The sequence below is a fragment of the Paenibacillus popilliae ATCC 14706 genome (assembly GCF_000315235.1).
GTDB lineage: Bacteria > Bacillota > Bacilli > Paenibacillales > Paenibacillaceae > Paenibacillus_B > Paenibacillus_B popilliae.
Genome location: NZ_BALG01000147.1, coordinates 1 through 2,799, shown reverse-complemented (window position 1 = coordinate 2,799; position 2,799 = coordinate 1). Strand labels below are relative to the sequence as shown.

6 protein-coding genes are annotated in these 2,799 nt (G+C 43.8%); 4 read left to right on the top strand and 2 right to left on the bottom strand.

The features are described from left to right. The first annotated feature begins 78 nt into the window (after positions 1-78). The 3 genes from PPOP_RS22745 (at position 79) to PPOP_RS10570 (ending at position 1,586) form a co-directional block, all read left to right on the top strand. Positions 79-216, top strand: a complete 138-nt coding sequence (locus PPOP_RS22745) for a hypothetical protein (protein ID WP_159101835.1) — start codon at positions 79-81, stop codon at positions 214-216. A gap of 18 nt (positions 217-234) precedes the next feature. Continuing rightward, on the top strand, positions 235-885 hold the full coding sequence (locus PPOP_RS10575; RefSeq protein ID WP_006286316.1) for a hypothetical protein: 651 nt from the start codon (positions 235-237) through the stop codon (positions 883-885). Positions 886-998: 113 nt separating this feature from the next. Beyond that, positions 999-1,586 (top strand): DUF3238 domain-containing protein, encoded by a 588-nt coding sequence (locus PPOP_RS10570; RefSeq protein ID WP_042228409.1) that lies wholly within the window; start codon positions 999-1,001, stop codon positions 1,584-1,586. Between the two features lie 44 nt (positions 1,587-1,630). Here PPOP_RS10570 and PPOP_RS10565 read toward each other — a convergent pair whose 3' ends face one another. Further along, on the bottom strand, positions 1,631-2,071 hold the full coding sequence (locus tag PPOP_RS10565) for a hypothetical protein (protein ID WP_042228407.1): 441 nt from the start codon (positions 2,069-2,071) through the stop codon (positions 1,631-1,633). Between the two features lie 169 nt (positions 2,072-2,240). Between PPOP_RS10565 and PPOP_RS21935 the strand changes: the two genes are divergently transcribed. Continuing rightward, a complete protein-coding gene (locus tag PPOP_RS21935; protein ID WP_006286314.1) occupies positions 2,241-2,396 on the top strand; it encodes a BC1881 family protein in 156 nt (51 codons plus the stop codon). Here PPOP_RS21935 and PPOP_RS10555 read toward each other — a convergent pair. Continuing rightward, the gene (locus PPOP_RS10555) at positions 2,393-2,602 is read right to left on the bottom strand and encodes a KTSC domain-containing protein (RefSeq protein WP_006286313.1); all 210 of its coding nucleotides are present in this window, start codon (positions 2,600-2,602) and stop codon (positions 2,393-2,395) included. The genes PPOP_RS21935 and PPOP_RS10555 overlap by 4 nt on opposite strands. Between the last annotated feature and the right edge of the window lie 197 nt (positions 2,603-2,799).

Sequence of the window (2,799 nt, the reverse complement as noted above, 5' to 3'; positions counted from 1 at the left end):
ATATATACATGCAGTTAACAAGCGTTTTGCAACGGACTTCGCTTTGAAAAGAGTGCGAGCAGGGGAGGAAACGGAGTCATGAAAGACCAAGATAAATGCCCAGAATGCGACATGTTTTGGGAACAGTGTCCTTGCTGCGGGCTATCGTTTTGCCCGGATTGCAGAATGGTTGAAAGTGATGCTGAATTGGATCCGAAAGAAGACCAGGGCCAATAAGCGCGTAGGAGGAAGTCTGTGAATCAAATCGAACAACAAGTCATCAAGCAATTAACCGGATACTGTGACATCATTGGCCGCCTCCGCGTCCTGGAGACATACAGCGTTGGCAACGGCATTACCGTGAGTCGGCTAAACGAGGATGACCACTTGCAGGAGCTGCACCGTAAGCTGAGGGGTCTACCGTCGTACATGTACCTCACGCCGCATGAGCAGCGCCTAGAAGCCGTTGCACATGCTTACCTAGGGATTTACCCTACCGGGACACTAAAACAGCGTCAGGCGGTCTCTGAGTGCATCTCAGACGATGATGAAGATCGGGAGCTGCTGAATGAGCTGCGAAAAAAGATCCAGAAAGTCATCGAGGCGCGCACAGGAACGCCTGAAGGATACGAAGCCATACTGGAGCAGTTGGCGGAGTATCAGGATTTGCAGGCCGAGAAGCAGCGCATCGATGCGGTGTTGGGTGCGATGAAGGAGCAGTATCCTGAGCATGAAACATTAATTCGTCTGCACCTTATCGAGGGAAAAAGCTGGATTAATGTCTCGAAAATGATGCATATTTCGAAGAGTGTTTTCTACCGCTTGCGCCGCGTAGCCCTTGCAAATTATGCGCTGTTAGCGGGGTGGGAAAATCGCGGGAATATCGTGGGAATATCACGGGAATAATTGCGAGAAAATCCGTGTTATTATGCTAGTGTCAGCAGAATTAGAGATGTGGCCGGGTATGACCTTCGGGCGTACGCCGACCGCATCTATTCTCGAAGCGGGGGGATATGCAAATGTCAACAGTAGTGATTAAGATAAAGGCCTTTATACCGGAAGCGACTATTCCGCATCCGAACCCTTTGGTAGGAACTACATTTGATGGGGATAACCGAGGCTTTTCATTCGACGGTTCGTACCGCATCGCACAGTATATCAAAGTTGATTTAGATGACCTTGACATTGTCACAGATATGGCAATGACGGGTACGACATGTGAAAACGTTCTTAAATTTTATCCTAGTGAAGTTGCCCCAAGTTCGGTTGAAACCCAAAAAAAGTGCAAAAAAGCTAGTACCAGTGGAATTAAAGTTGAAGACGTTAAAGTCAAAGACAATATACTGTATTTTAAGGCTGTTGGCGCAGCAAGTAACCCACGAGTTCCTGGATCACCAGACATTGATTACGAGATGTACTTCACTGTTCGTAAAAATGGACGCGTATGTGTAGCAGGTGGTCATGACGGCTTCCCGAATTACGAAGTATGGGTGCAGAAAAATAACGAAACACCTAAAAATCTTTATCAGTATGATCATGGTACAGAGGGACCGGGAGCGTTATTGTCACCAATGGATAAAGGCATAACTGAGGGGACTTGTTCCTGAACAGGTCAATCAAATTAAGTAGGGGATTTTATGATCCCCTACTTTTAAATAGTCAGATACAGGTAACTGTACGATGAAGTAAATAATGCAAGCGGGCCGAATAATACGGCACTCCAAGATAGTAATCCATGAGTAATGCGTTGCGCCAAGTAAAAAGATACTGAACCACTCATTGTGATAAGGGTAAAAGAAAATACGCCAGAACTAAATACGAAACTCAGCATAGCGGTAAATACACAACCCAATAAAACATAAAGCATAACGGCTGTACCAGTATCTATTGACCTGGATTTATTTAGGAAAGTGAGTAAAACCCAACCTAAAACACAACCAACATAATTGGACGCGATAGTGAATGTAAGCGCCATAAACAACCCATGAAGGGATTTTCCGAGAAGCCATATTAATTCAAAATGAAAAACTAAAAGCGTAATTACCGTAGCAACAAAAGCCGAAGCACCAGCACCTTTAAAATAAGCAAACATGATCATCCCCCCTTTTATACAAAATATAACATATAATGTTTTCCAAGTCACTGATTATTCAGTGGTTGGTTATGACCTGCCTTAGCTGCCTCCTGAGTGGTCGGAAATTTTACATATTGAAACTGCCGAATGGGAATAACTATCAAAAATCAGTTTTGGAGGTCATTTTATGAAAGCATCTACAAAGGAACTTACAGACGAGCTTATGGGAAGAGAAGGAGTCCGTTCCGTGAATGTTGACCCGCACGAGAATTTTAAAATAACGACCAGCCAGGAAGAAATTATGCTAACCGGGCCGGCCATTATTTTAATCAATCAGGATTAGAGTTTCTGATACCTATAGCGGCCCTTAATGTACGACGCATGATACCCACCATGAGAACTGGCGGACATTAAGCCTTGGTATACGTTCGATGGAACGTCATAATATGCGTATGTGCCACTGCTTTGGAATCGAATGTAAAGCGTGCTTGTTTCAGCATCATACGCAACCGCCGATAGGTTGGAAGAGTTAACAGAATTCCAGTTCATATTGATGTCACCTCCTTTCGAACTAATACTTTCGACATAAGAGGAGGAAATACCTTCCTTTTATTGAAAAATGTAAGGGGGGGCGATTTCATGCTTGAAAATATTAGTCCGAAAATAATTTATAAAGCACCCTTCGCGGTGCTTTTTCTTTTGGAAAAAAACTGAAATAACCTCTTGATTAATGGTACCAAGTATGG

Coding starts and splice junctions, on each gene's coding strand:
- PPOP_RS10570 (WP_042228409.1), top strand. CDS start 999: ATGTCAACAGTAGTGATTAAGATAAAGGCCTTTATACCGGAAGCGACT.
- PPOP_RS21935 (WP_006286314.1), top strand. CDS start 2,241: ATGAAAGCATCTACAAAGGAACTTACAGACGAGCTTATGGGAAGAGAA.
- PPOP_RS22745 (WP_159101835.1), top strand. CDS start 79: ATGAAAGACCAAGATAAATGCCCAGAATGCGACATGTTTTGGGAACAG.
- PPOP_RS10565 (WP_042228407.1), bottom strand. CDS start 2,071: ATGTTTGCTTATTTTAAAGGTGCTGGTGCTTCGGCTTTTGTTGCTACG.
- PPOP_RS10555 (WP_006286313.1), bottom strand. CDS start 2,602: ATGAACTGGAATTCTGTTAACTCTTCCAACCTATCGGCGGTTGCGTAT.